Annotated in this window: 21 protein-coding genes; 14 read left to right on the top strand and 7 right to left on the bottom strand. The window is 69.1% G+C overall.

Translation table 11 applies throughout. The features are described from left to right. Positions 1–83 precede the first annotated feature (83 nt). Both ABD260_RS02655 and ABD260_RS02660 read left to right on the top strand, forming a co-directional pair. A complete protein-coding gene (locus tag ABD260_RS02655) occupies positions 84–1,259 on the top strand; it encodes an acetoin utilization protein AcuC (protein ID WP_344231666.1) in 1,176 nt (391 codons plus the stop codon). Positions 1,260–1,447: 188 nt separating this feature from the next. Continuing rightward, entirely contained in the window at positions 1,448–1,663 is a 216-nt protein-coding gene (locus tag ABD260_RS02660) for a helix-turn-helix domain-containing protein (RefSeq protein WP_132209923.1), read from the top strand. Between the two features lie 54 nt (positions 1,664–1,717). Here the strand turns inward: ABD260_RS02660 and ABD260_RS02665 are convergent, their stop codons facing one another. Next, on the bottom strand, positions 1,718–2,587 hold the full coding sequence (locus ABD260_RS02665) for an alpha/beta fold hydrolase (RefSeq protein WP_344231667.1): 870 nt from the start codon (positions 2,585–2,587) through the stop codon (positions 1,718–1,720). Positions 2,588–2,640: 53 nt separating this feature from the next. Here ABD260_RS02665 and ABD260_RS02670 point away from each other — a divergent pair, with 53 nt between their 5' ends. Then, on the top strand, positions 2,641–4,446 hold the full coding sequence (locus ABD260_RS02670) for an AfsR/SARP family transcriptional regulator (protein ID WP_344231668.1): 1,806 nt from the start codon (positions 2,641–2,643) through the stop codon (positions 4,444–4,446). A 9-nt stretch (positions 4,447–4,455) separates the two neighbouring features. Here the strand turns inward: ABD260_RS02670 and ABD260_RS02675 are convergent, their stop codons facing one another. Genes ABD260_RS02675 through ABD260_RS02685 form a run of 3 tightly spaced genes read right to left on the bottom strand, consistent with a single transcriptional unit; the run spans position 4,456 to position 5,717 of the window. After that, a complete protein-coding gene (locus ABD260_RS02675) occupies positions 4,456–4,671 on the bottom strand; it encodes a hypothetical protein (RefSeq protein ID WP_344231669.1) in 216 nt (71 codons plus the stop codon). A gap of 21 nt (positions 4,672–4,692) precedes the next feature. Beyond that, the gene (locus ABD260_RS02680; protein ID WP_344231670.1) at positions 4,693–5,184 is read right to left on the bottom strand and encodes a GNAT family N-acetyltransferase; all 492 of its coding nucleotides are present in this window, start codon (positions 5,182–5,184) and stop codon (positions 4,693–4,695) included. Between the two features lie 44 nt (positions 5,185–5,228). Next, positions 5,229–5,717 carry a class I SAM-dependent methyltransferase gene (locus ABD260_RS02685; RefSeq protein ID WP_425553272.1) on the bottom strand — a complete coding sequence of 163 codons (489 nt, stop codon included), beginning with the start codon at positions 5,715–5,717 and terminating at the stop codon, positions 5,229–5,231. A gap of 282 nt (positions 5,718–5,999) precedes the next feature. Between ABD260_RS02685 and ABD260_RS02690 the strand changes: the two genes are divergently transcribed. Then, positions 6,000–6,101 (top strand): 30S ribosomal protein bS22, encoded by a 102-nt coding sequence (locus ABD260_RS02690; protein WP_008356322.1) that lies wholly within the window; start codon positions 6,000–6,002, stop codon positions 6,099–6,101. Between the two features lie 1,030 nt (positions 6,102–7,131). Next, positions 7,132–8,241 carry a lysophospholipid acyltransferase family protein gene (locus ABD260_RS02705; protein WP_344231673.1) on the top strand — a complete coding sequence of 370 codons (1,110 nt, stop codon included), beginning with the start codon at positions 7,132–7,134 and terminating at the stop codon, positions 8,239–8,241. 110 nt (positions 8,242–8,351) lie between these two features. Here the strand turns inward: ABD260_RS02705 and ABD260_RS02710 are convergent, their stop codons facing one another. Together ABD260_RS02710 and ABD260_RS02715 are read right to left on the bottom strand one after the other, a co-directional pair. Next, the gene (locus tag ABD260_RS02710) at positions 8,352–9,572 is read right to left on the bottom strand and encodes a DUF5667 domain-containing protein (protein ID WP_344231674.1); all 1,221 of its coding nucleotides are present in this window, start codon (positions 9,570–9,572) and stop codon (positions 8,352–8,354) included. A gap of 106 nt (positions 9,573–9,678) precedes the next feature. After that, positions 9,679–10,251, bottom strand: coding sequence for a sigma-70 family RNA polymerase sigma factor (locus tag ABD260_RS02715; protein ID WP_202887630.1), 573 nt, complete (start codon positions 10,249–10,251; stop codon positions 9,679–9,681). A 360-nt stretch (positions 10,252–10,611) separates the two neighbouring features. Between ABD260_RS02715 and ABD260_RS02720 the strand changes: the two genes are divergently transcribed. The 9 genes from ABD260_RS02720 (at position 10,612) to ABD260_RS02760 (ending at position 19,482) form a co-directional block, all read left to right on the top strand. After that, a complete protein-coding gene (locus tag ABD260_RS02720; protein WP_344231675.1) occupies positions 10,612–12,060 on the top strand; it encodes a class I adenylate-forming enzyme family protein in 1,449 nt (482 codons plus the stop codon). Next, positions 12,057–12,293, top strand: coding sequence for a glutaredoxin family protein (locus ABD260_RS02725; protein ID WP_184840041.1), 237 nt, complete (start codon positions 12,057–12,059; stop codon positions 12,291–12,293). Before ABD260_RS02720 ends, ABD260_RS02725 begins: the two co-directional genes overlap by 4 nt. A gap of 125 nt (positions 12,294–12,418) precedes the next feature. Then, the gene (locus tag ABD260_RS02730; protein WP_344231676.1) at positions 12,419–13,174 is read left to right on the top strand and encodes a redox-sensing transcriptional repressor Rex; all 756 of its coding nucleotides are present in this window, start codon (positions 12,419–12,421) and stop codon (positions 13,172–13,174) included. Then, a complete protein-coding gene (locus ABD260_RS02735; RefSeq protein ID WP_344231677.1) occupies positions 13,171–14,493 on the top strand; it encodes a glutamyl-tRNA reductase in 1,323 nt (440 codons plus the stop codon). Before ABD260_RS02730 ends, ABD260_RS02735 begins: the two co-directional genes overlap by 4 nt. Continuing rightward, a complete protein-coding gene (gene hemC, locus ABD260_RS02740; protein WP_344231678.1) occupies positions 14,490–15,374 on the top strand; it encodes a hydroxymethylbilane synthase in 885 nt (294 codons plus the stop codon). The genes ABD260_RS02735 and hemC overlap by 4 nt, the downstream gene beginning before the upstream one ends. Further along, positions 15,371–17,086, top strand: coding sequence for a bifunctional uroporphyrinogen-III C-methyltransferase/uroporphyrinogen-III synthase (locus ABD260_RS02745; protein ID WP_344231679.1), 1,716 nt, complete (start codon positions 15,371–15,373; stop codon positions 17,084–17,086). Before hemC ends, ABD260_RS02745 begins: the two co-directional genes overlap by 4 nt. A 2-nt stretch (positions 17,087–17,088) precedes the next feature. Next, on the top strand, positions 17,089–18,072 hold the full coding sequence (gene hemB / locus ABD260_RS02750; RefSeq protein WP_344231680.1) for a porphobilinogen synthase: 984 nt from the start codon (positions 17,089–17,091) through the stop codon (positions 18,070–18,072). A gap of 193 nt (positions 18,073–18,265) precedes the next feature. Continuing rightward, positions 18,266–18,397, top strand: coding sequence for a hypothetical protein (locus ABD260_RS02755; protein WP_344231681.1), 132 nt, complete (start codon positions 18,266–18,268; stop codon positions 18,395–18,397). 947 nt (positions 18,398–19,344) lie between these two features. Further along, positions 19,345–19,482, top strand: a complete 138-nt coding sequence (locus ABD260_RS02760) for a hypothetical protein (protein ID WP_344231682.1) — start codon at positions 19,345–19,347, stop codon at positions 19,480–19,482. A 346-nt stretch (positions 19,483–19,828) separates the two neighbouring features. On the opposite strand, the gene ABD260_RS02765 is transcribed toward ABD260_RS02760, so the two are convergent. Continuing rightward, positions 19,829–21,172: an HNH endonuclease signature motif containing protein gene (locus ABD260_RS02765; RefSeq protein WP_344231683.1), complete on the bottom strand. Its 1,344-nt coding sequence runs from the start codon at positions 21,170–21,172 to the stop codon at positions 19,829–19,831. Between the last annotated feature and the right edge of the window lie 208 nt (positions 21,173–21,380).

A 21,380-nucleotide genomic window follows, 5' to 3' on the forward strand; every position in this document is an offset into this window, starting at 1 on the left:
CGCCTGGCCGGCGGCAATCTATTCGAGCGGCCTGGAAGCTCGTTGTGGTCTGAGCCGGCGGAGTGGCGGTTAAGGTCAAGGGCATGAGTGGCGAGGCGTTGCTGGTGTTCGACGACGGGCTGACCGCGTACGACTTCGGCCATGGGCATCCGATGAGTCCGGTCCGGGTCGAGCTGACGATCAAGCTCGCGCGGGAGCTGGGCGTACTCGACCGGCTGAAGGTGGCGCCCGCGCCGACCGCTGACGACGCGCTGCTGGAGAGCGTGCACACCGCCGAGTACGTGGCCGCGGTGAAGCGCGCCGGCGAGTACCCGGACGATGCGGATCCGGCGCACGGGCTGGGGACCAGCGACACCTACTGCTTCCCGAACATGCACGAGGTCTCGGCGCACATCGTCGGCGCTTCGGTGGAGGCGGCGCGCGCGGTCTGGGAGGGCGACGTACTGCATGCGGCGAACGTCGCGGGCGGTCTGCACCACGCGATGCCCAACCAGGCCAGCGGCTTCTGCGTGTACAACGACCCGGCGATCGCGATTCAGTGGCTGCTCGATCACGGCGCCGAGCGGGTCGCGTACGTGGATGTGGACGTACACCACGGGGACGGCGTGCAGACGGTGTTCTACAACGACCCGCGGGTGCTGACGGTCAGTCTGCATGAGTCGCCGACCACGCTGTTCCCGGGTACGGGCAGCCCTGGTGAGACTGGTGGACCGGGTGCGGAAGGTACGGCCGTCAACGTCGCGGTACCGCCTGGTACGGGCGATGCCGGCTGGTTGCGGGCGTTCCACGCGGTCGTACCCGAGGTGGTGAAGGCGTTCCGGCCGAGCGTACTGGTGACGCAACACGGCTGTGATTCGCATGTCGAGGACCCGCTGGCGCACTTGACCAAGACGATCGACGGGCAGCGGGCCGCGTACCTGGCGTTGCACGACCTGGCGCACGAGCTGACCGGGGGAAAGTGGGTCGCGACCGGAGGCGGCGGGTACGCGATCATCGACGTCGTTCCGCGGGCCTGGACCCACTTGCTGGCGATCGTGGCCGGGGAGCCGATCGATCCGGCCACCGCGGTACCGGACGCTTGGCGTGAGGAGATCCAGCTGCGGTTCGGGCGGGTCGCGCCGGTGCGGATGACCGACGGGCGCGAGCCCACGTACGCCGACTGGTCGACCGGCTACAACCCCGGCGCCTGGCTCGACCGCGCCATCAAGGCCACCCGGGACGCCAGTTTCCCGCTGCTGGGCCTCGATCCGACCTACTGAGGCGGCCCCGGACCGAGTTCAACGGCTCCGTAGCGAGTTCGACCGGCCCCGTTCCGAGTTCAACGATTGAGTCACAGGAGTCCCCCTCTTTCCCATTCGTACCAACAGCCACTACGCTCGTGACATGCACGGACGGAGGTGCCGGAGGGGAAGCCGGCGCACGATCCGTGCTGGAAGTGCGGTGCGCAATGGCATCAAAGAAGTCCGGTGGTGAGCAGCCGCTCGCCGAGGTGAAGTTCCTGACCGTGGCGGAAGTCGCCACGGCCATGCGCGTGTCCAAGATGACTGTGTACCGGTTGGTGCACTCCGGTGAACTGCCCGCGGTCCGCGTGGGACGTTCGTTCCGGGTGTCGGAGGACGCCGTGCACGACTACCTCAAAGGCGCCTACTTTCAGGCCGGATAACCACGAGATACGAAGGGACCGGCTCCGAGTACCGGACCGGTCCCTTCGTCATGGTCAGGGTCGCTGCCGGGTGAGCAGGGCGCGGATCGCGGTGGTGATCTCGGCCGGGTCCTCCTCGGCCATGAAATGCCCGGCGGTGGTGGTCTGGTGGTGCAGGTCGGGCGCCCACGCCTTCCAGCGCGCTGCCGCGTCGAACCCCAGCGCCGAACCCCAGTCCTGCTGGATCACCGTCACCGGCATCCGCAGTTTGTTGCCCTGAGCAAGATCAACCTCGTCGTCCGCGACATCCACCGTCGCCGACGCCCGGTAATCCGCAACAATCGAAGGCACCGCGGCCCGGCACGCCTCGAGATAATGCGCGCGGACGTCCGCGGGAATCGCCGCCGGATCCTTCGCCCACAGGTCAAGAAAGTACCCAAAGAACTCGTCCGAGCTGGCAGCGATCATCCGCTCGGCAAGCCCAGGCGGCTGCGCCATCAGGTACAAATGAAACCCGACTGCCGCCGACGTGCCGTGCATGACCTCCCACATGTCCAGCGTCGGCAGCACATCCAGACACATCAGGTGCGTGACCACGTCCGGATGATCCAGCCCGGCCCGAAACGCAACCAACGCGCCCCGGTCATGCCCCACCAACGCAAACCGCTCGTACCCGAGCTCCCGCGCCACCTCCACCACATCCGCCGCCATCACCCGCTTCGAGTACCCCTCCACCGGCTTGTCGCTAGCCCCGTACCCCCGCAGATCCGGCACGATCACCGTGTGCTCCGCAGCCAACTCGTGAGCCACCGCACGCCACATCACGTGCGTCTCCGGAAACCCATGCAACAACACAACCGCCGAACCTGAACCCCCGACGGCGACGTTCAACTGGACGCCGTCCGTGCCGGGTACCCGGACGTACTCGAATCCTTCGATGTTCATGCGACCAGCGTCGCGCCGGCGGATGAGCATTCGATGAGCGTTACCGTGGGCGGGTGGAGTTCGGGGTGTTGGGGCCGGTGGTGGGGTGGTCGGCGGGGGAGCCGGTTGATTTGAAGGGGCCTCGGCATCGGGCGGTGCTGGGGCGGTTGATTGTGGCGCGCGGGCGGGTCGTGCCGGTCGACGTACTGATCGATGACTTGTGGACGGTTCCGCCGGCTGGGGCGTTGAGTGCGGTGCGGACGTTTGTCGCCGCGTTGCGCCGGGCGATCGAACCGGATCGGGCGCCGCGTACGCCGCCGCGGTTGCTGATCACCTCCGGTCCTGGGTACGCGCTGAAAACGGAGAACGTCGACGCGTGGCGGTTCGAGGCTGCGGTACGGGCGTCCTTGCCGGCGGATCAGTTGTTGCCGGAGTTGCTGTCCGCGTTGGAGTTGTGGCGCGGCCCGGCGTACGCGGAATTCGCGGATGAAGGGTGGGCGCTGGCCGAGCGGACGCGGTTGACGGAGCTGCGGTTGCGGGCGGTGGAGCGGGTCGCCGAGGCGCGGCTCGCGCTGGGGCGGGCGGCGGATGCGGTACCTGAGCTGGATGCGCATGTGACCGAGCATCCGTGGCGCGAAGACGCCTGGCGGCTGCTGGCGCTGGCGCTGTACCAGAGCGGGCGCCAAGGCGATGCGCTCGCTGTACTACGTCGCGCTCGCGAGACGTTGGTCAGTCAACTCGGCTTAGATCCCAGCTCAACTCTCTTCCACCTGGAAACAGACATCCTCAACCAAGCACCTCACCTCACGTCAGCTGCTGGAGTTGGTGGGGTTTGGGAGGAGGCCGCGGCGGTTTACGGGCGGGTGGTTGGCGGATCGCGGGCTCGGATCGAGTCTTCGGTGGGGTTGTTGCGGAGTCTGGCGGTGACCGGGGGCGGAGGATTGGTGGCTGCTCGGCGGCATCGGCTGGCTGCGGTCGCGGCGGCCGAGGAGCTTGGTGATCCCGACCTGACCGCGCGGGTGATCGGCGCGTACGACGTACCGGCGATCTGGACGCGATCCGACGACGAAGCGCAGGCGGCGGCGATCGTCGCGGCGGCTGAGCGGGTCCTGCCGACGCAGGATCACCCGAGCATCCGCGCCCGCCTGCTCGCGACCATCGCCCTCGAATCGCGCGGCGCACGGGAACCGGCGCGCGCCCGCGAGGCCGCGCTGGAAGCCGAGGAACTGGCGCGCGGGCTCGACGACCCGATGCTGCTCGCGTTCGCGTTGAACGGTGTGTTCATGCAGAGCTGTTACCGCGCCGGCCTCGCGCCCCAACGGGCGGCGATCGGCGCGGAGCTCGTCACGTTGTCCCAGCGCCACAACCTCTTTACGTACGAGGTTCTGGGCCATCTCATCAGCATGCAAGCCGCCTGCGCCACAGCCCATCACGTTCGCGCCGACGAGCACGCACAGGCCGCGGACGCGCTGGCAGCACGCCATGAACTTCCACTGGTCGCGGTCTTCACCCGCTGGTACGCCGCCCTGCGCGACGACACCCCCGAGTCCTATCGCGCGGCCGCCACCTTGCTGGACGATGCGGGCATGCCTGGGTTGAGCGATGGTCTGCTTCCGTTGGCATTGGCCGCACACGCCGTACGCCACGGGGAACCGATCCCGGCGGCCGACTACGGGCCCCATACGCAGGCGATGAACGGATCACCGCCACCGGGCTTGCTGCTCGAGGCGTACTGGGCGCTGACTGTCCACAACGCACGCCAGTCAGGCGATCTCCGCTTGCTCGCGAAAGCACAGGCCGCCCTCGAACCCGCGGCCGACGAACACACAGCCGGCAGCGGCCTCCTCACCCTCGGCCCAGTCACCGACTACCTGGATTAGTAGCGCCGGCTAGAGATCGTCCGGCGACCCGGTTTCGGATTTCCGGTCGGCCTGCTGCCGCAGCTCGTAGTGCGACTTGTGCGCCGTCGTCCGGTACGCCTCGTCGTACGCCGCCAACGCCCCCGCCACGCCGGACCCGCGCCCGGTCCGCTTGGCCCACGCGGCGAACCAGGTCAGCCCGCCCAGCACGACCACGACGCCACCGAGAAACACCACGTACGCCATGCCCCTCACGGTACCGCGCGCCTAAAGCTCCAGGCTCCAGTCGTTGCAGCGCATCCAGTGTCCTTTCGGGTACTCGAAATCTCGTTCGCGGACGAAGCTGAATCCGGCCTTGCGGCACAACGCGTTGGACGCCGCGTTCGCCACGTTCGGGTACGCATGCAGCGTTCGGTGCGTACCCACCGCCCGCGCGACCTCCGCCACCGCATGCACCGCCGAGACCGCCAGACCACGACCCTGAAACTCCGGCAGCACCGCCCAGCCGGTCTCCCAAACCGTCTCGGTGTCCTCGGGATCGTCGGCGTGCTCCCAGTACCCGATCAGCCCCGCGCGCTCACCGTCGGAGGTGACGATCACGAACATCTGCCCGGTGAAAGCGTTCTCGGCGTACTTGCGATGCCGGTCCCGCACTTTCTCCGGCGTCTCCGGACCACCCAGATGCGCCGTCATCTCGGGCGTGTTGCACCGCTCGAGCAACCCGAAGTCCTGCTCGCTCCACGATTCCAGCGTCACCATGGCGACAGTCCATCACCTCGCACGGACAGTTTTCAGCCCGCGTTTCAGCTCGTACGCCGGGCCCGCACCGCCAGCGCATGCGGCACTTCCGGACCATCCGGCTCCTCGAAGCGCTCGATCGACAGCGACGGGATCAGGAACGCGTTCAGGAAGTCCGCCAGCGGCACGTGATGCATCCCGACCCGCCGCCGGATCCCGTCCTCGCCCCAGAACGGCGACTCGTCGTGCCAGCCCCGCTGCCGGTACGTCGGGTGGACGAGCCGGCTGCCGTCCTCGTTGAAGAACATGTGCGGCCCGTTGAAGCACGGGTGGACGCCGTACACGACGAGTACGCCGCCCGGCCGCAGCACCCGCGCCGCCTCGCGAACGACCCCGCCGAAGTCCTCGACGTCGGTGGAGATCCACATCGTCACAGCTGTGTCGAAGCTCGCGTCGGGGAACGGGAGCGCGGTCGCGTCACCGCGCATCAACGGCCCGTCGGTACGCGTCCGGGCGCGGCGGAGCTGGTCGGCAGAGTAGTCCAGCCCGATCACCGTACGGCCGGTGGCGCGGATCGTTCCGAAGTTCCGCCCGGTGCCGCAGCCGATAGTCGGAGGCCAAGCGGTCTAGGAACACAACTCACAAGACCAACTCCTTGGCTCACAGAACGACATGGCTACGATCCGACTTGTACCAGTCCGCCAAACCGTCGTACCGAGCTCTCATACAGCCTCCCCAGGTCCCCGTTCAGTCTACTTGTGGAGCCTGCTTTAGGTCGGGGCAGCGACCTACGGGTAAGCTTTGCCGACGTTCTCTTTGAGTTTGGATGGTCCGACGTGGGTTCTGTGATCAAGAAGCGCCGTAAGCGGATGGCGAAGAAGAAGCACCGCAAGCTGCTGAAGAAGACGCGGGTACAGCGCCGCAAGCTCGGTAAGTAGGCAGTTCCGCCGCGCCCGGTCCGGCTGGGGGTGTCTGGTGGCACGGGTAGTGATGGTGACCGGCGTCTCGCGAGACGCCGGTGCTCGCTGTGCCCGTGCGCTGGCGGCTGACCCGTCGATCGGCACCGTCATCGGTGTCGACGTGGTTCCGCCGCGGGCGGAGCTCGGCAAGGTGCGGTTCGTCCGGGCCGACATCCGCAACCCGGTGATCGCGAAGGTGATCGCCGCGGAGGGCGTCGACACGGTCGTCCACACCGGGGTGGTGGCCACGCCTGGCAGCGCCGGTGGCCGGTCGTCGATGAAGGAAATCAACGTCATCGGCACCATGCAGCTGCTCGCCGCCTGCCAGAAGGCGCCCGGCGTGGCCAAGTCGGATCGTAGCCATGTCGTTCTGTGAGCCAAGGAGTTGGTCTTGTGAGTTGTCTTCCTAAGACCGCTTGGCCTCCGACTTATCAGCATGGGCTGAGCAAGGACGCGGTCGAGGTCGAGGGCTACGTCCGCGGCTTCGCCCGGCGCCGCCCGGACGTCTGCGTCAGCACGCTCCGGATGGCGAACTGGATCGGCCCGAAGACCGACTCCCCGATGACGCGGTACTTCGGCCTGCCGGTGGTACCGACCGTGATCGGGTACGACGCGCGGCTGCAGTTCCTGCACGAGGACGACGGCGTCGAGGCGATCCGGCACGCCACCGTCAACGACCTGCCCGGCACGTTCAACCTGGCCGGCGACGGGATGCTGATGCTCTCGCAGGCGATCCGCCGGCTCGGCCGGCCCGCGCTGCGGCTGCCCTCGTTCACCGCGTCCAGCACCGCTGCGGTGGTGCGCCGGGCCCGATTGGCGGACTTCTCGCCGGATCAGATCACCTTTCTCACGTACGGGCGTGGGGTCGACACGACCCGGATGCGGACCGAGTTCGGCTTCGAGCCGGCGTACACGACCGCGTCGGCCTTCGACGCCTTCCGCGCCTCGCTCGGCACCGGCGCCGTCACCCGCGCCTCCAGCCTGCTGACCGCCGGCCTGGGAGCTCTCCGTGGCTGACGCAGACATCATCCCCATCGGCACCGCCGGCCGCCCAGGCCGAGCCACCGGCAACAAAACCACCCCCTCCGCTGCCGCCCGAACCCTCGCCGGCAGCAAAAGAACCCGCCGCGCCACCCCGGCCGGCTCAGACGCCGAAACCACCGATTCCACCGCTGCTCCGACTGAGGGCGACGAGAGCCGCGCGGCTGGGTTCGAGGTGGGGGAGCCGGGGGTTGGGGCGGCTGAGTTCGAGCGGTTGGCTCGTGGGGTGCGGGAGTTGTTCGGGGAGGACGGCGAGCGGCGAGTTGCCGAGTGGCTGGCGTTTCTGCGACGGCGGCTCTCCGGCGAGTACGAGGTCGACGAGTTCGGCTTCGACACCGATCTGACCGATCAGGTACTACTGCCGATGCTGCGTCCGCTCGCGGAGAAGTGGTTCCGGGTGGAAGTACGCGGGGTGGAGAACATCCCCGACACCGGCAGCGCGCTGATCGTCGCGAACCATTCCGGCACGATGCCGCTGGACGGCCTGATCACCCAGTTGATCGTTGCCGACCACACCGGCCGCCCGCTGCGTACGCTGGCTGCCGATCTGGTCTTCAAGACCCCGTTCGTGGGGGAGCTGGCCCGCAAGGGCGGCGCGACGCTGGCGGGGAACGACGACGCCGAGCGGCTGCTCCGGCAGGGCAACCTGGTGGGCGTCTGGCCGGAGGGCTTCAAGGGCCTCGGCAAGCCGTTCAGCGAGCGGTACAAGCTGCAGCGGTTCGGCCGGGGCGGGTTCGTCAGCGCCGCGATGCGTACCCGCGTACCGATCGTGCCGTGCTCGATCGTCGGCGCCGAGGAGATCTATCCACTGGTCGGCAACCTGGCGTCGCTGGCCCGCCTGGTCGGCGTCCCGTACATCCCGGTGACGCCGTTCTTCCCGCTGCTCGGCCCGCTCGGCCTGGTCCCGCTGCCGTCGAAGTGGCTGATCGAGTTCGGCGAACCGATCCGCACCGACGACTTCCCGGACGGCGCCGCGGACGACCCGATGCTGGTCTTCAACGTCACCGACCAGGTCCGCGAAACCATCCAGCAAACCCTCTACACCCTCCTGATGCAACGCCGCAGCGTCTTCTTCTGAGCCTGCTTCTCCACTCGTCTGGTGGGTTCTCCACCGGCATCCGGGTGGAGAACCCAGCACAACAGTGGAGAAGCCCCCGGTCCGTCGGACCGGGGGCTTCGGGGTGGTGCTTACTTCCAGGGTGGGAACAGGCTTTGCAGCACGCCTGGGAGGTTGATCAGCGGCGTCGTCGGCAGGGTCGGGAACGGCCACGGCCAGGACGGCGTCGACGGGGTCAGGGAAGGCAGCACCGTGGGCGTCGCAGTCGGCGAGTGTGACGACGAAGGCCGTGGTGGTGTCTTCAGTGCGGTCGGTGGCGGAGCGGTGGACTCCTCCACGATGGTCGTGTTCGGCACCTTGGTCGGCGTCGTGCTCGGCTGTTGCGAGGTCGAGGCACCGGGCGTCGGGATCGTCGTCGACGCCTTCGTGCTCGAGCTCGCCTTCACCGGGTCACTCGGCTCGGTTTCCGGGGTGGTGCGGTTCGGCTGGTGGTTCGTCCCCGTACTCGGGGCGGTGGCCGGCTTCGGGGTGTTGCACTTCGGGCAGGCCGCCGTGGTGTGCTGAGCCAGCTGCTCGATCGTGGCCAGCGCCTCCACCCCGGACTTCAGCGATTCCGGTGGGAGTTTCGGCGCGAGCTCACCAAGAGCCTGGCGGGCGCTGGTGATGAAGGCCGTGATCGCGGCGATCGAACTCTGATCGCCGTTCTGCTGGTACGACGCGACCAATCGGGACACGCCCTTGCGGGCCTGCGCCGAGAAGTCGTCGAGCGTCGCGTTGATCGTGTCCACCGAACCGCCGTTCGCGGCCAGTTCCTGGACTTCGGACAGTCGGGTCATCGCGTGCTCAAGATCGCGCCGGCCGCGTGAGTCGTCACCGACGCTCACGTTGGTCGAAACGTTCTCGATGCTGCGTTTCATGCCGTACAACGTGTCGCCGGGCATCGCCTGCTGGGCAGCGGCGGCGGAACCGATGCCACCTCCCAGCAGTACCAGCGCGGCGGTCGATGCCACCAGCCGGATCCTCCGGCCCTGGCGACGGCGGATATCTGTCACGGACGCGCCCACGTCCTCGCTACCCGGCGGGTCATCCGAGTCGTCCGGTGTGCTGCGCACCAGCAGCGGAGTCGCAGTGGTTGCCGCGCGCGCCGCCGCCTGCTCCATCAGGCGGTGCCGCAACTCGGCGCTGAACTCCGGTCGCGGTGCAACTGCGCCGGCGGTCCTCAGCCGTCCGGCCAGCTCCACAGCTTCCAGCAACTCGGGGTCTTCGCTCAGTCGCGCGGAGTGACGGGGCCCGTGATCGACGGCGTGCGCGAATGCCTCCGCGCGCGCTCGAGCCCTGTGTAGGTCACTCATGAGTTCTCGTTCTCCTCAATGGCCTGCCGGGGTCACCGACAGGTCCTCACCAGGCAAACGAGGAAACTCCCTGACGGGTTACGAAAGACATCCGTTGTCATCCTCCTCACCTCAAGTCCTTGGGGATAACCTTCGCCAAGTGCCGCACGGCCCGCAGCTGGAGCTGCTTCACGGCGCCTTCGGACTTCTCCAGCGCCTTGGCCGTCTCGGCGATCGACAGACCGGCGAAGAACCGCATCGTCAGGCAGTCGCGCTGCTCGTCCGGCAGGCCGGCCACCGCCTCCCGGAGCACCTCCGCGGTGGCCGCGGCCAGCACGTCGATCTCCGGGCCTTCGGTCTGCCGGTCGTGGGTCTCGATCTCGTCGGTGACCACCTCGAGCCGGACCCGGCCGGACTTGTAGTGGTCGGTGATCAGGTTCCGGGCGATGGTCACCAGCCAGGCACCGAAGTCCCGGCCCTGCCAGCGGAACGAGTCCAGCGCCCGGAGCGCCCGGACGAAGGTTTCGCTGGTCAGATCCTCGGCCAGGGCCGAGGACGATACGCGGGCGTAGATGTAGCGATAGACGGTGAGCGAGTACTCGTCGTACAGCTCACCGAAGGCACCGACGTCCCCGGCCTGGGCGCGATCGACGAGCTCCGCGCGTCTGATCCCGTCCGGGCTTGGCTCCGGCGTGGTCAAGTTTTCTCCCCGTTCAACTGACACGTCTTCTGACACATTCGCGAATGGCCACAGTGGCTGCGACAGCACCGAGCGTCATCGGTGCAACACATACTGTCAACAGCCTGGGGCGTGCCGCCTTCCGTTCGCTCCGAGCGTCATCGAATGCGCCAGCGGACTGCGTCCGGGATCGGAGCAGCCTGCTGTCGGGGAGGGTCCATCGCGCATGAGGTTCCCCGCGCGGACGGAGTTTCTGCAGTGTGAGGTTCAGCAGAAGCGCGTTCGCGAAGCACCTGTATATCGGTGGTCACGCTCCGCTGCAACCGTTCTGCCAAACCCGGCCGGTCCTGGACCGGCTCGGCGCCGTGACAGACTCGCCTGGTGAACGTGAATTTCGCGGACATTCTTCGTGACACAGCGCAACGTCACGGCGAGCGTCCCGCGCTGGTCGACGGGGATCGGCGGCTGACCTGGAACGAGCTCGACCAGGCCGTCGACCGGACCGCGCGGGGCCTCGCCGCGGCCGGCCTGGTGCCGGGGTACCGGGTCCTGCTGCTGGTTGCCAACAGCATCGAATTCGTCACGTCCTACCTGGGCATTCTTCGTGCCGGACTGGTTGCCGTACCGCTGAACACCGGGTTGACGAAGCCCGAGCTGGCGGCCGTCGCGGCGCATTCCGGTGCCCGGCTGGCGATCGCCGGGCCGGGGCTCGCGGAGCGCCTCGAAGGGGTCCGGACGGTCGCGCCGGACGAGCTCCGGGGTGACGCTCAGTTACCGCCGCCGATCGACCCCGAGACGCTCGCGGTGCTGCTGTACACCTCCGGAACCAGTGGAGATCCGCGCGCCGCGATGCTCACCCATCGGGCGCTGATGGGAAATGTGCAGAACCTCACCGAGCTCGGCGAGGACCGGATGGGGCCCGAGGACGTGGTTCTCGGCGTGCTGCCGATGTTCCACGCGTTCGGGCTGAACGCCGTCCTCGGCTGGGCGGTCGCGACCGGGGCCGCGCTGATCGTCGAACAGCGGTTCGACCCCGCGTACACCCTGGACCTGATCGGCCGGTACGGCGTGAGCCGCCTTCCGCTGGCTCCACCGGCGCTGAACGCACTGCTCTCCCGGCCAGACCTGCGCACCGCGCTGAAGTCGGTCAAGGTCGTCCTGACCGGGGCGTCCACGCTCGACCGCGGGCTCGCCGACCGGTTCGAGCAGGCGAGCGGGTTGCACGTACACCAGGGCTATGGGCTGACCGAGGCGTCCCCAGGCGTGACCACGACCCTTGGTGAGGCGGCGCCGAAGCCCGGCTCGGTCGGCCGCGCGCTGCCGAACGTCGAGCTCCGGATCGCCGACGAGCAGGGCGAGGACGTCGAGGGCGACGACCCCGGCGAGATCCTGATCCGCGGCGGCAACCTGTTCTCCGGCTACTGGCCGGACGGCGTGGACGGACCGGACGCCGAGGGCTGGTACCGGACCGGCGACGTCGGCTTCCTGGACGCGGACGGCGACCTGTTCCTGGTCGACCGGTTGCGGGAGCTGATCATCGTGTCCGGGTTCAACGTGTTCCCGAGCGAGGTCGAGGACGTGCTCGTCGGCGCGGACGGGGTCCGCGAGGCGGCGGTGATCGGCGTACCGTCCGAGGACACCGGCGAGGCGGTGAAGGCGTTCGTGGTTCCGTTGCCGGGCGCCACGGTCGACGTCGCGGCGGTGCGCGCGTACGCCGAGGGCCGGCTGGCGCGGTTCAAGTGCCCGGTCGAGATCGAGGTGGTGGACCACCTGCCGCACTCGGTCACCGGGAAGGTCGCCAAGGGCAGACTGCGGGCGGGAGACACATGAGCAGGGTCACGATGTACGGAAAACCCGGCTGTCATCTCTGTGACGACGCCCGCGAGATCATCCGCGCCGTCTGCGCCGAGGCCGGGGTGGAGTGGGACGAGGTGGACATCACCCAGGATGACCGGTTGTTCACCCAGTACGGCGAGCAGATCCCGGTCACCTTCGTCGACGGCAAGCAGCACGACTTCTGGCGAGTGGACCCCGCCCGGCTCCGAAAAGCCCTGATGAGGTAAGCGATCCGGCCGGGAGTGTCTCTCAGCTCACTCCCGCCGATTTTGTTCTCACGTTCACAAGCTCCTAGAGTAAGAGAGCCGCCGGCCGTCAGACCGCGGTGAACCAACCTGCTCCCAGGAGAATTGTGACGCGTGCCAGCAGCCGTCGCCCCGGCCCGCCGACGAGAACCGAACGCGGCATCCCCGAGGCGACTGTCGCGCGCTTGCCGGTCTATCTGCGGGCGCTGACCGCGCTGTCCGACAACGGCATCGCGACCGCCTCCAGCGAGGACCTGGCCACCGCCGCCGGGGTGAACTCGGCGAAGCTCCGCAAGGACCTTTCCTACCTCGGTTCGTACGGCACCCGCGGCGTCGGCTACGACGTGGAGTACCTGCGGTACCAGATCGCCCGTGAGATCGGCGTCACCCAGGACTGGGCGGTCGTCATCGTCGGGATCGGAAATCTCGGTCACGCGCTGGCGAACTACTCCGGCTTCGGCACCCGCGGCTTCCGGATCGTCGCCCTGCTGGACGCCGACCCGGACCTGGTCGGCGAGCGGATCGGCGACATGGAGGTCCGCGACTTCGCCCAGCTGGAGGAGATCGTCGAGACCGACCGGGTCTCGATCGGCGTCATCACCACCCCGGCCGGCCCGGCCCAGGAGGTGTGCGACCGGCTGGTCGCCGCCGGTGTGACCAGCATCCTGAACTTCGCGCCGGTGGTGCTGTCCGTGCCCGACGGCGTGGACATCCGCAAGGTGGACCTCTCGATCGAGTTGCAGATCCTGGCGTACCACGAACAACGCAAGTCCGGAGAGGCGGCGCTCCCCCAGGTGCCCGAGCTACCAGCAATGAACGGTCTGACGGATCTCCCGAGTGTCGGGGGAGGTGTCGGAGCGTGAGCTACCTGGTGGTGGGTATCAGTCACCGGTCGGCGGCGATCGACGTACTCGAGCGGGTCGCGCTTGACGCGGACGCGGCGACCAAGCTGGCCCTGACGGTGAACAACTCCCCGGCCGTGGCCGAGACCGCGGTGCTCGCGACCTGCAACCGCACCGAGGTGTACGGGTCGGTCGACCGCTTCCACGCCGGGATGGACGAGATCACCGCGATCCTTTCCGAGATCACCGGCGTACCGCTGATCGACCTGGCCGAGCACCTGTACGTGCACTTCGAGGAAGGCGCCGTCGCGCACCTGTTCCAGGTAGCGGTCGGGCTGGACTCGATGGTTGTCGGCGAGAGCCAGATCCTCGGCCAGGTGAAGGAGACGCTGCGCGTCGGCCAGGACCTGGAGACCATCGGCAGCGACCTGAACGCCCTGTTCCAGCACGCGTTGCGGGTCGGCAAGCGGGCCCGGACCGAGACCGGCATCGACTCCGCCGGCCGTTCGGTCGTGTCGGCCGGCCTGGAAGCCGTCGGCGGGTTCGAGGACCGGCGGGCGCTGATCGTCGGCGCCGGCTCGATGGCGTCGCTGGCCGCGCAGACGCTCGCGAACGGTGGCGCCCGCAGCGTGACCGTTGCCAACCGCAACTACGACCGCGCGGTCGTGCTGGCGGAGCGGATCGGTGGCACGGCGATCCGCCTGGCGGACGTGCCGAAGGCGTTGCACGACGCGGACCTGGTGGTCTCGTGTACGGGCGCGCGCGGCGTCGTACTGACCGAGGAAATGCTCCGGGACGCGTCCGACGGCCGCCCGCTCGGCGTACTGGATGTTGCCCTGCCGCGCGATGTCGCGCCCGAGGCGGCCCGGATTCCGGGCGTCGCGCTGGTCACCCTCGCCGATCTGGCCCGGACGGCCGGCGGCAGCGAGGACGACATCGACGAGGTCCGCCGGATCGTCGGCGAGGAGAGCGGTTCGTTCGAGGCCACCCGCCGGGCCGCGTCGGTCGCGCCGACCGTGGTCGCGCTGCGGGCGATGGCCAGCGGGCTGGTCGACAGCGAGCTGGCCCGGCTCGAGCGCCGGCTGCCGGGTCTCGACGAGCACGAGCGGCACGAGGTCGAGCGGACGATCCGGCGGGTCGTCGACAAGGTGCTGCACAACCCGACGGTTCGGGTGAAGGAGTTGGGCGGTGACCCGGGCGGACCGACGTACGCCGATGCGCTTCGGCAACTGTTCGCGCTCGACCAGGCGGCGGTGGACGCCGTGACCGCCGCGAAGACACCGGGCGAGACGAGCAACACCCGCGCCGATTCGAACGCCACCGGAGGTGAGCACGCATGATCCGGTTGGGCACCCGCCGGTCCGCGCTGGCGAACGCGCAGGCGACGCTGGTCGCGGACGCGCTACGGAAGCTGGGTCACGAGGTCGAGGTGATCCCGATCGCCACCACGGGCGACGCCGACAAGGTGTCCCCGGTCGAGCAGATCGGCGGCACCGGCATCTACGTCAGTTCGCTGCGGGATGCCCTGCTGGCGAACGAGATCGACATCGCCGTGCACTCGCTGAAGGACCTGCCGACCGCACCGGTCGAGGGTCTGACCATCGGTGCGATCCCGGTCCGCGAGGACCCACGCGACGTGCTCGTCGCCAGGGACGGGCTGACCCTCGGCGAGCTGCCGCGCGGAGCCCTGATCGGCACCGGGGCGCCCCGCCGGGCGGCCCAGATCGACGCACTCGGCCTGGGCGTCGAGTGCACCGGCATCCGCGGCAACGTGGACACCCGGATCGGGATGGTCAAGTCGGGCAAGGTCGATGCGGTCATTCTGGCGCGGGCAGGCTTGGCCCGGCTCGGCCGGCTCGCTGAGGTGACCGAGACGCTGGACCCGATCCAGGTCCTGCCGTCACCCGGACAAGCCGCCCTGGGCGTCGAGTGCCGGGCCGGCGACACCGAGATCCTCAGCGTGCTGGCGCCGCTGGACGATCCGGCCACCCGGGCCGCGGTGACCGCCGAGCGGCAGCTGCTGGCCACGCTCGAGGCGGGGTGTACGGCTCCGGTCGGCGCCCTGGCCGAGGTGGTCGAGGGCGAGGACGGCCCGGAGCTGTGGCTGCGCGGGGCGCTCGGCCAGGACGACGGAGTCCGCCGGCTGTCCGCGAACGGACCGGTCGACGACCCGGTGGCGCTCGGCAAGGCGCTGGCGTACGAACTGCTGGAGCGAACATGACACCGGCACAGGGCACCACCACGAAGGCCCACAAGACGAGCAGGAAAACGACGAGGGCGAAGGCAGACGTGAGCGCGAAGACAGCCGCCACCGCGGCACCGCAGAAGGCCGCCACCAGTACCGTCAAGCAGACCAAACCACTCGGCCATGTCACGTTCGTCGGCGTCGGTCCTGGTGACCCGGCGCTGCTGACGCTGGCCGGCCGGGACGTGCTCGCGAACGCCGACGCGGTCGTCGTCGAGGGTCCCGAGCACGACGCGTTCCTGACCTACTGCCCGCCGGGCGTCGAGGTGATCGACGGTTCCGGCGCCGAGGGCAGCCGCGCGCTCCGGGTCGCGGCCCGGGCTCGGCTGGTGGTGAAGACCGCCAAGTCCGCGGCGAACGTGGTCCGGCTGCTCAGCGGCGACCCGTTCACGTTCTCCAGTGGTGCCGAAGAGGCCGCCGCGTGCCGGAAGGCCGGTATCGGCTTCAACGTCGTGCCGGGCGTCAGCGAGGTCAGCGCGGTGCCCACGTACGCGGGAATTCCGCTGACGATGAAGGGCGACCGCGAGGTCACCGTCGTCGACCTGGCCGAGAACAAGCTCGACCTGACCCGGCTGCAGCCGAAGCAGACGCTGGTCCTGCTGAACGCGTCCGAGGTCCTGAAGGAGACCGCCGCCGCCCTGATCGAGGCCGGTTTCGACGCCGGCACGCCGGTCGCGGTGACGGTCGGCGGGACGACCACGACCCAGACCAGCGTGGTCGGCACCCTCGAGACGATCGTCGCGGACCTGCGTGCCGCCAAGGTCACCGGCGAGGCAGTGATCGTCGTCGGCGCCGTGGTCGAGCAGCGCGAGGCGCTGTCCTGGTTCGAAACCAAGCCGCTGTTCGGCTGGCGCATCCTGGTTCCGCGGACGAAGGACCAGGCCGGCCCGCTGATGGACCGGCTCCGCCGGTACGGCGCGATGCCCGAAGAGGTCCCGACCATCTCGGTCGAGCCGCCGCGCAACCCGCAGCAGATGGACAAGGCGATCCGCGGCCTGGTCGAAGGCCGGTACGAGTGGGTCGCGTTCACCTCGGTCAACGCGGTGAAGGCGGTCCGGGAGAAGTTCGACGAGTACGGGCTGGACGCGCGGGCGTTCTCCGGGCTGAAGATCGCGGCCGTCGGCGACAAGACCGCCGAGGCGATCGGTGCCTGGGGCATCCGTCCGGACCTGGTCCCGTCCGGTGAGCAGTCCGCGGCCGGCCTGGTCGAGGACTGGCCGCCGTTCGACGAGGTACTCGACCCGATCAACCGGGTCTTCCTGCCCCGCGCGGACATCGCCACCGAAACCCTGGTCGCCGGCCTCACCGATCTCGGCTGGGAGGTCGACGACGTCACCGCGTACCGGACCGTACGCGCCGCTCCGCCGCCGGCCCCGACCCGCGAGGCGATCAAGTCCGGCAAGTTCGACGCGGTCGTCTTCACCTCGTCGTCCACGGTCCGGAACCTGGTCGGCATCGCCGGCAAGCCGCACGCCTCCACCGTGATCGCGGTGATCGGCCCGGCCACGCTGAAGACCGCCGAGGAGCACGGCCTGCGCGTCGACGCGATGGCCGAAACCCCGTCCGCCGAAGAGCTCGCCGACGCCCTGGCCCGCTTCGGCGCCGACCGCCGCGACACCATGGTGGAGGCCGGCGAGCCGGTCACCCGCCCGTCCGAACGCCGTCCCGGTTCCCGCCGAAAGAGCTGACCATGTCTGGATTCCCGGAAGTACGCCCGCGCCGGCTGAGGACGTCGGCCGCGGTCCGCAGGCTCGTCGCGGAGACCACCCTCGAACCACGGCAGCTGGTCCTGCCGCTGTTCGTCCGGGAAGGCGCCCGCGAACCGATCGCGATCAAGTCGATGCCGGGCGTCGTCCAGCACACCCGCGACACCGCCCGCAAGGCGATCGCCGAAGCCGCCCAGCTCGGCCTCGGCGGCGTCATGCTGTTCGGTATCCCTTCGGTCAAAGATGAGACGGGGTCCGGCGCGCTGGACCCCGAGGGCATCCTGAACGTCGCGATCGAGGACGCGGTGTCCGAGGCCGGCGATGCGCTGCTGGTGATGTCGGACCTGTGCCTGGACGAGTTCACCTCGCACGGGCATTGCGGCGTACTCGACGCTGCCGGCCGGGTGGACAACGACGCGACGCTGGCGATCTATGCGGAGATGGGCGTCGCGCACGCTTCGGCCGGCGCACATGTGGTTGGCCCGTCCGGGATGATGGACGGGCAGGTCGGCGCCGTTCGTACCGCGCTGGACGCCGCTGGGTTCGTCGACACGGTGATTCTGGCGTACGCGGTGAAGTACGCGTCGGCGTTCTTCGGTCCGTTCCGGGAGGCGGTCGATTCGTCGCTGACCGGCGACCGGAACACGTACCAGCAGGACAACGCCAACTCCCGCGAGGCGATCCGCGAAGTCGACCTGGACATCGCCGAGGGCGCGGACATGGTGATGGTGAAGCCGGCGCTGGCCTACCTGGACATCATCCGCCAGGTCCGCGACCACGTGAACGTACCGGTTGCCGCGTACAACATCTCCGGCGAATACGCGATGGTGGAAGCCGCCGCCGCCAACGGCTGGATCGACCGCGACCGCGCCATCATGGAAACCCTCACCGCCATCCGCCGAGCCGGCGCCGACACCATCCTCACCTACTGGGCCACCGAAACCGCCCAGACACTCAACCACCGCTAGCACCTGGCGCACGACCTGGGCGGACGCACCTGTCGTACGCAAGCGACTGTGCTTGTGCACGCGACCGCACAGTGCGTGCCCGGTTGACGAGCTCTACAGGCCGTGTATGAAAGCGAGCGGTCGTACCTGCTCAAGTCGAACGACCAGGCAAGCTCTCCCGGGCGTGCGGGCGGCGTACATGTGTGGCTGGCGCATGACCAGGGGACTGTGGTGGTTGCACCCGCACGGGTGCGTGCATGACGAGCAGACTGACGCGCTCAAGCCGCACAAGCACGGCGTGCACCCGGGCGTACGAGCGGTCGCGCGTGCCGTACGTACCAGCTGATCACGTACGTACGAGCGGAGCGACCGCTCGCGCACGTAGCCGCACGGGCCCGGCCAATTGAAGGCAGCTGATCGGATCGATGGGCGTATGCGACTCGCCAGACCGCGTACGTGTGCAAGCAGTCTGACGTGCTCAAGTTGGGGGAGTGGGTAGGCGACTCCCAGGTCGTGAACGACCAAGGGCCGGTGCACCCGGGGCGTACGAGGGCTGCGTGTGCCCAGCGCGTCAGGCGATCGCGTACGAGCATGGGGCGAGTGGGTGCCCGGTGCGCTGCGGCATATGAGCATGCGCGGTACAGCAGGTGGGCCGTGCAGGACCGGTGAACGCTGGACCGTTCGGTCGGCGCGGCCTGCAGCTAGAGGCGTGCTCAGGGGAGATCAAGGACCGCGGACACGACGCCCCATGCGTGAATGAGCAGGTGGCGGCTTCGTCGGATCGCCGTTGACAGAGTCGACGCCCTGGGCGATGTCCGCTGACTGGCAGGCGCCCCGAGTTGAGCAGCGCAGCACGCCTGGCGCGGCGGCACGGCATGCGGCTGCCGCGGGGCATGCCGGCTGCGGCGGGGTGGTCGCCCCGGTGCTGGTGCCAGGTGGGTGCAGGCGTGTGGTGGGCGGGTGCTTGGGGTCAGTGGTTGGTGGGGCGGTGCTGCCCGGCCTGGTGCTGCTCGGCGTGGAACGCGGGACGCCTGGTGCGGCAACGAGGCGTGCCGGCTGCGGCGGGGTGGTCGGCCCGGTGCTAGGTGGGTGTAGGCGTGTGGTGGGTGGGTGCTTGGGGTCAGTGGTTGGTGGGGCGGTGCTGCCGGGTCTGGTGCTGCCGGCGTGGTGCTGCCCGGCCTGGTGCTGCTCGGCGTGGTGCGCGGGACGCCTGGTGCGGCAACGAGGCGTGCCGGCTGCGGCGGGGTGGTCGGCCCGGTGCTAGGTGGGTGTAGGCGTGTGGTGGGTGGGTGCTTGGGGTCAGTGGTTGGTGGGGCGGTGCTGCTCGGTCTGGTGCTGCCCGGTCTGGTGCTGCCCGGCCAGGTGCGCGGCATGCCTGGTGCGGCGGCGCGGCAGCCCCGGCTGCAGCCGGGGCGGTCGGCCCGGAGCTAGGTGGGCGTAGGCGTGTGGTGGGCGGGTGCTTCGGGTCAGTGGTTGGTGGGGCGGTGCTGCCCGGTCTGGTGCTGCTCGGCGTGGTGCGCGGCACGCCTGGGGCGGCGGCACGGCATGCCGGCTGCAGCAGGGGGCGTGCCGAGTGCAGCGGGGCAGCGTTCCGGATGCGGAGGAATGGCGTGCGGGGTGGCTCACGGGCAAGGAGGCGTTCCGGGCGTGGCGGCGTGCCGAGCGCTGCGGGTGGAATGGTGCCGCCTGATGCGGGTGGTCTGTCGGCGGGGTGGGATAACCCCGCGGTTGGTGAGCAGTTGTCAGAGCGCGTGGGGTGGTTCGTAGGGCGTGGTGTTCAGCCTGTGGGTTGTAGTGGGGTTGGGTCGTCGCTCTGGGGGTTGTTTGGGGTGAGGGGTGGTGGAGTCGTGTGCGGCGTGGGGGTGTCGTCGGCCCACGGGTTGTGGGGGAGGCGGGTTGGGGTGGTGGGAGGTGTGGGGTCGTCTGCCCAGGGGATGTGAAGGGCGGATCGTGTGTGGGTGGTGGTTTGCGGGAGTGGGTCGTTGGCCCAGGGGATCTCGGGAGGCGTTGGGATCTGGCGAAGTCGAGGCGTCGGGTGTGGATCGGCGTCGGGTGGGTCTTGGGGTCGAGCGTCGTCGTTCCACGGGTCGGGTGTTGGGGTGTTGCCGTTCCGCGGGGTGCGCATCCGGATGTCGTCGCTCTGCAGATCGGGTGGTGGGGCGTGGTCGTTCCATGGGCCGGGCGTCCGGGTCTCGCCGCTCAGCGCGTTGGGTGATGGGGAGTCGTCGTTCCGCGGGTCGGGTGGTGGGGCGTGGTCGTTCCATGGGTCGGGTGTTGGGGTGCCGTCGTTCCGTGGGGTGGGCGTCCGGGTCTGGCCGCTCTGCGCGTTGGGTGATGGGGTGTCGTCGTTCCGCGGGTCGGGTGGTGGGGCGTGGTCGTTCCATGGGCCGGGTGGTGGGGTGTCGTCGGTGTGTGGGGTGGGTGGTGGGGCGTGGTCGTTCCATGGGTCGGGTGGGGTGTGGGGGTGGTGGATGAGGTTTGTGGTGGGTGGGTGGTACTTGGTGGGTGGGATGTGGGTGGGGGTGGACCAGGTGGGGTGGGTTACCTGGACTACGCCGTTGAGGATGCGGATTTGCCAGTGGCCTGAGTGCAGGTCGAGGTGGTGGCGTTTGCAGAGCAGGGCGAGGTTGGAGATGGCGGTGATGCCGCCGTCGGCCCAGTGGATGATGTGGTGGGCTTCGCACATGATCGGTGGGGCGTTGCAGATGACGCAGCCTTTGTCGCGGGCGTTGAGGGCGCGGCGGATCGGTCGGGTCACCAGGCGTTGAGTGGTGCCTACGTCCAGGGGCTGGGATTTGGAGCCTAGGACGAGGGGGAGTACGTCGGCGTCGCAGGCCAGGCGGCGTACGGTTGCCGCGGACAAGCGTTCGCCGAAGACGAGGGCGCCTGTTGCGTTGGTGGTTGCGGTCCGCAGGTCGTCGAAGTCGATGGTGACGCTGATCTGCGGTTTGGGGCCGTGCCCTGGTACTGGATCGGGCGGTTGGACGGTCGGTGGATCGACGATGGCTGGTTCACGGGCAGGTTGAACCGGCGAGTCGGTGGTGCGCTCGGTGGCGTACAGGGGGGTGAGCTTGTTGCTCGTCTCGCGCGTGCTGGGAGTAGGGCAGTCGTCAGGTTCCACGTACGGCGTGGGGTCAGTGTGGTCAGCCGATCGCAAGTCGTTGGCCGATCCAACGTACTCATCCGATCCGTTGGATGCTCGTACGTTCGTGCTGGTGTTGGTGGCGATGTTGAGGAGGGTGGTCAGGGCGTCGGCTTGGCGTTTGGGGTGGGGGTGGGCTTGACCCGTTTCGACGGACAGGGTCGATGTGAGGTGGTCAGGCTATCTG

This window comes from Kribbella hippodromi (genome assembly GCF_039531045.1).
Classification (GTDB): domain Bacteria; phylum Actinomycetota; class Actinomycetes; order Propionibacteriales; family Kribbellaceae; genus Kribbella; species Kribbella hippodromi.